The organism is Streptomyces sp. H39-C1, from assembly GCF_027158125.1.
GTDB lineage: Bacteria > Actinomycetota > Actinomycetes > Streptomycetales > Streptomycetaceae > Actinacidiphila > Actinacidiphila fildesensis.
This window is the reverse complement of record NZ_JAPVLS010000193.1, coordinates 1-5,079: the sequence shown is the minus strand read 5'-3', so window position 1 is coordinate 5,079 and position 5,079 is coordinate 1. Positions and strand designations below refer to the sequence as shown.

At 71.9% G+C, this 5,079-nt stretch carries 7 protein-coding genes; all 7 read left to right on the top strand.

Annotated features, from left to right (window positions below; all coding sequences use genetic code 11):
• On the top strand, positions 1 to 603 hold a 603-nt coding region (locus tag O3W51_RS47160; RefSeq protein WP_269290174.1), incomplete at its 5' end, for a zinc finger domain-containing protein.
• A gap of 141 nt (positions 604 to 744) precedes the next feature.
• Entirely contained in the window at positions 745 to 1,365 is a 621-nt protein-coding gene (locus O3W51_RS47155) for a WhiB family transcriptional regulator (protein WP_164608434.1), read from the top strand.
• Entirely contained in the window at positions 1,362 to 3,017 is a 1,656-nt protein-coding gene (locus tag O3W51_RS47150; protein ID WP_269290172.1) for a hypothetical protein, read from the top strand. The genes O3W51_RS47155 and O3W51_RS47150 overlap by 4 nt, the downstream gene beginning before the upstream one ends.
• On the top strand, positions 3,014 to 3,205 hold the full coding sequence (locus O3W51_RS47145) for a hypothetical protein (protein ID WP_164608432.1): 192 nt from the start codon (positions 3,014 to 3,016) through the stop codon (positions 3,203 to 3,205). The genes O3W51_RS47150 and O3W51_RS47145 overlap by 4 nt, the downstream gene beginning before the upstream one ends.
• A gap of 99 nt (positions 3,206 to 3,304) precedes the next feature.
• Positions 3,305 to 3,538, top strand: a complete 234-nt coding sequence (locus O3W51_RS47140) for a hypothetical protein (RefSeq protein WP_164608431.1) — start codon at positions 3,305 to 3,307, stop codon at positions 3,536 to 3,538.
• 101 nt (positions 3,539 to 3,639) lie between these two features.
• Positions 3,640 to 4,152 (top strand): plasmid mobilization protein, encoded by a 513-nt coding sequence (locus O3W51_RS47135; protein WP_269290170.1) that lies wholly within the window; start codon positions 3,640 to 3,642, stop codon positions 4,150 to 4,152.
• Positions 4,149 to 5,079, top strand: a 931-nt coding sequence (locus O3W51_RS47130) for a relaxase/mobilization nuclease domain-containing protein (protein ID WP_269290168.1), incomplete at its 3' end; no start/stop codon positions are given. The genes O3W51_RS47135 and O3W51_RS47130, both read left to right, overlap by 4 nt.

Sequence of the window (5,079 nt, the reverse complement as noted above, 5' to 3'; positions counted from 1 at the left end):
CAGTGGCACGAGCTGCTCGGCGACGTGCCGATGGCCACACCGCACGGCTGGGACGCCCGCATCGCTGCCCGCAGCCACATCCGCATCTCGCCGTACCCGATCGTGGCGGCCGATATCGGCCGCCCGGGGGAGAGCTACCGGCGCGACCGGCTGGGACGGCACACCGACCCCACCCCGGCCGTGGACCCGGACGACCAGGCCGCCTGGACCGCCGCCCTGGTCAGCGCCCGGCACGCGGTGGCCACCGGCTGTGCGCAGCCCGTGCAGTACCGGGCCATCGCCAGCGGGCAGCGCGATCCGGAACTGGAAGCACGGCTGCGGGAGGTCGGCTCCTGCATACCGCCCGCCCCCCGGGCAGCCCTCGCGCGCTACCGGCCCGCCCGCGCAGCTCGCGAGGAGGCCGTCGCCCAGGGCCGGCCCGACGCCCTCGCGGTGCGCTGCGACTGGTGCCTGGCCCCGATCGATGAGCCGTGCCGCCGTCGGCGGACCGGCCCCGACGGGAAAGCACGCGGAACCGCCCCGTGTGCCAAAGCGCACCCCAGCCGCCTCGACCTCGCCACCGCCCAGCACAACCAGCAGGCCCAGCAGCCCTCGATGGCCTGATCGCCCCGCCCTGCCGGCGCACCGCCACCGTCCTGCCCCGGCTGCGGCGCCTGCCCTGCGCCGCAGCCGGCACCCGCCCGACGCCCGCGTCCTTCTCCCGCCGACCCGACCGGCCGACGCGGCAGCACATCGGAGACCACCATGCGCCACATCACCACCCACCACACGCCACCCACGGGCCTGCGCGGCATCGGCGACACCAGCTGGCACACCCGCGGGGCGTGCCATGGCATGGACGTCGAGGACGCCGACGCCGTGTTCTTCCCCGGGCCCCGGGACCACGACGACATCGCCGAGGCGAAGGAGCTGTGTGGCTGGTGCCCGGTGCGCCGCGACTGCCTCAACTTCGCCCTGGAGAACGTCCTCAAGGAGGGCATCTGGGGCGGGCTCACCGAAGCCGAACGGCGCCCCTGGCACGACGGGCTGCACAAACGCACCGACTACACCCGCGTGATCGCGTTCTTCAACGGGCGCGACGTGCACCTGACCGAGGACGAGCGCCAGCTCGTCATCGACCACGCCTACGTCCGCGGCTGGCGGACCGCCCGGCTCGCCGGCGCCCTGCAGATCAGCCCCAAGCACGCCCGCGACCTGCTCCGCCAGGCCGCCCTCAAAGTCTTCGACCGCGACCGCACCTACGGCGTGCCCAAGCCCAAGAAGAAGCGGAAGCGCAAGTCGGCTGTCCCGACGACTACCCAGCCCGGCACCCAGCAGCCGGCGGCGCCGGCCTCGGCGCACGCCCCCCTCGGAAAGGCCGCATGACCCACCCCGTCCTGTCCCTTGGTGCCGCTCCGGATCTGCCACTCCTCCTCGCGATCGGCGCTCCCCTCGCCGCCCTCGCCCTGGTGCTGACCGGGTGGGCGATCCGGCGTCGGATCACCCACCCGCAGAGACGTCTCGGCAGCCCGGCGGTCAAGGTCGCAGCCCTCGCCGCGCTCGGCTGCACCGCCTACAGCGCGGACACGAGCTGGCGGTTCGCCGCGGACTTCCTCGACATCGCCGGCACCGCCGAGCGCGTCGGGATGTTCGCCGCCGCCGAACTCGCTTTGTTCGCGACCGCCCTGATGGCCCGGGAGCACTTGGCCAGCGAGGGGGCGCCGGGCCTGCCGGGCACGCTGGTCTGGGTGATCACCGGGGTGCAGGTGATCCCCGCCTACGCCGAGAGCGGGCTGGTCGGCGGCACGGTCCGGGCCTTCGTCGGGCCGATCATGGCGGCGGTGCTCTGGCACCTGGCCATGGGCATCGAACTGCGCCTGCGCACCCCGGGCGCAGCCTCCCAGGGGCTGCTCGCCACCTTGGGACGGGAGGCGCGCGAGCGGCTGCTGTCCCGCCTGGGCATCGCTGCCCGAGACCGCGACGCCGCGCAGATCACCCGCGACCGAGCCACCACGCGCGCGGTCGCCCTGGCCGCCCGCCTCGCAGAACGCACGCCCGGGCAGCAGCAGGGAGTGCGCGGCCGACGACTCACCCGACGGTTGTCGAAGGCTCTGGGCAGGGCCGCGGTCGGCACTGACCCCGTCCAGCGCGCGCAGCTGCTCGACCAGCTCGCCGCCCGCCGGCACGCCCTCACCCTCGCCACGGTCCCGCTCCCCTCCCCCTGGTCCCCACACCACACCAGCAGCGGAACGCCCACAACGGTCCCCCACCCAAACCCCTCCAGTACGGCGGTTCCCGTCGGCGGTCATCCCCACGGTCCCGCCGCACTGACCAGGGACCGGGGACCGCACAGGACAGGGGGACCGGTCCCCGGAACCGAGGACCGGAACTCGGGGACCGAAGCCGGCCGACCGGAGCTGGACCAGGGGCACGACGGCAGTGCGGGGACCGACCGACCCGAGGTTGAAGCCCCAGCTCAGGCCCCTGAATCGACTCGGAGACCGGGGGACACCGAGTCGGGGACCGGCCTCGCCGGGGACCGGGGACCGAACGGGACCGAGTCGGGGACCGAACCCATTGGGGACCGGGGACCGGGCCACACCAACGCGGGGACCGACCCCACCGGGGACCGGGGACCGAGCGGGACCGAGTGGGGGACCGAACCTATCGGGGACCGGGGACTGGGCCACACCAACGCGGGGACCGAGCCGTCCGGAGATCGGGGACCGAGGGTGGGGCACAAGGTTCCCCTGCGGCGGAATCCGACCACGAAGGCCAAGGGCAAGCGCAGTGGCTGGTCCCGCAGCCCGCAGGCGCAGCGTGCGTCGGAGCAGTCGGTGGACCAGCTCGCCCAGCAGGTCCGCCCCCACGTCCCCGCTTTGCTCGCACGCGACGGCAACGAAGCGGTTACCCGGGTCCAGCTGCGGGAGATCCTGCGGCGCGAGGGCCTGACAGGGGGCCGAAACGACCGACTGAGCCTTGTCCTGCAGCACCTGCGGAGCGACAACACCAACCAGACGAGGAGCACTACCCGATGAAGACCTGCCAGCAGTTCAAGACCGTCCGCGCGGAGTACGAGCGGGAGATCGGCTTCATGCTCGCCCACTCTCTACGGCACGAGGGCAGGCCGGCGGCGAAGTCCAGCGCCACGCAAGCCGCATCGACCAAGGCACGGATGGCCCGGGCACTCAACAGCCACGTCGGACGCTGCCCCGAATGCGGCTGAAACCGCACAAAAAGTAGGCCATACCGGTAGTCCGCAAGCAGATGGCTTGGCTCCGTACCGGGCCATCGCCACCTACACCGTTCCACGAAGGAGATCGCCGTGACGCATTCAACTACGCCCGACCAGTTCGAGGACCACCTGATCTGGGCGTTCCTGCACACCTTCCTCCAGTGCGGGCTGCTCCATTCGGCAGTCGACGGTCCCGAGGGACAGTGGTTCGTCCAGGTCGCCCCGAACGAGCGGATCCATCATCTGACCGACACGGAGGATGCGGTCGAGTTCATCCGCGACATCCTGGCAATCGTCGACGAAGCACAGGGCGGTGGACTGTGACGAACCCGAACGTGAGCCCTTCCGCCCCGGAACCTGTTCGTGACCTCAACTCGGCTTCGGGGCGAGCAAGATGGAGGTTCGGACACTCCCCCCAGGGGGGCGTGTCCGAACCTGTCCCCGCCCCTGGGGTGGCGGGGCCCGACCGGCACCAGGGGGCGCCGGACGGGAAGGCTGCGACCGAGGGCGGATCGCAGCCAGGAACCGCCCCCAAGGGGCGGCCCAAGGGAAGAGCACGCCCGCGCGATAAGAAGCAGCGCCGTGCCCACAGCGTCCGTCTCAACCCCACCGAGCACGCCCTCATCCAGGCCGGAGCAGACACCGTCGGCATGAGTGTCGCCGGCTTCCTCGCCTATTGCGGCCTGGCCATGGCCCGTGACCAGTCTCGTACTGCCGTCGCCATCGCCACCGAGCACGATGTACTCACCGAACTGTTCGCGATGCGGCGCCAGCTCGGCTGGGCCGGCAGCAACCTCAATCAGGCAGCCAAGGTTCTCAACTCCGGCGCCGACGTGCCCCACCTGACGGACGTGATCGCTGACATTCACCGGGCGGCCGACGCGGTGAGAGCCGCAGCGGGCAGGGTGGCCAACCGGCAAGCAGACGAGGCGCTTTGATTCCCCAGATTCACAAACAGGGTTCCAACACGCTGGGACTGCTGCACTATCTCTACGGCAAGGGCACCCACGAGGAACACATCGACCCACACCTCGTCGCCTCCTTCGACGGCATGTCCCCCGACCCCGGCCGGGATGCCACCGTCACGAAGAAGGACCTTCAAGAACTGCTCGACCAGCCCCTCCACCTCCTGCCCGCGGACCAACGGCCCGACAAGCACGTCTGGCACTGCTCGGTGCGTGCCGCACCCGACGACCCGATCCTGACCGACGAGCAGTGGGCGGACATCGCCCGTCGCATCGTCGCCGCCACCGGCATCGACCCACACGACGGCGCGGGCTGCCGCTGGGCTGCGGTTCGTCACGCTGACGACCACATCCACATCGTCGCCACGCTCGTCCGCGAAGACGGCCGACGCCCCGACCACCACCGCTCCGGCAAACGGGCCCAAGCCGAAGCCCGCCTCATCGAACAGGAACTCGGACTCCACCGTGTCGCGCCTGGCGACGGCACCGCCGCGAAGCGACCCACCAGCGCCGAACTCCACAAGGCCAAGCGCCAGGGCCGCGAGCGCACCGCCCGCGAAGAACTGCGCGAGACGGTACGCCGTGCCGTGGCCGGCGCGACCAGCGAGAGCGAGTTCTTCGAGCGGCTCGCCGCTGCCGGCCTCCTGATCCGTCAGCGCGCCGCGCCCTCCGGAGACCTCCTCGGATACAAGGTCGCCCTGCCCGACGACCTCAACAAGGACGGCGAGCCCGTGTTCTACCCCGGCGCGCGCCTCGCCCCCGACCTCTCCCTACCCCGCATCCGCGAGCGCTGGTCCGCCGATGGCGACGAGATCTCCTCGACAGGTACTGCCGACCGCGCAACACCCAACAGCCCCTCCCCCGCGCGCCGGCGGACCGCGTCGGCTGCCTGGACGGCGA

Excerpts from the sequence above, each read along its gene's own strand:
- O3W51_RS47155 (WP_164608434.1), top strand. The coding sequence starts at position 745 with ATGCGCCACATCACCACCCACCACACGCCACCCACGGGCCTGCGCGGC.
- O3W51_RS47150 (WP_269290172.1), top strand. The coding sequence starts at position 1,362 with ATGACCCACCCCGTCCTGTCCCTTGGTGCCGCTCCGGATCTGCCACTC.
- O3W51_RS47145 (WP_164608432.1), top strand. The coding sequence starts at position 3,014 with ATGAAGACCTGCCAGCAGTTCAAGACCGTCCGCGCGGAGTACGAGCGG.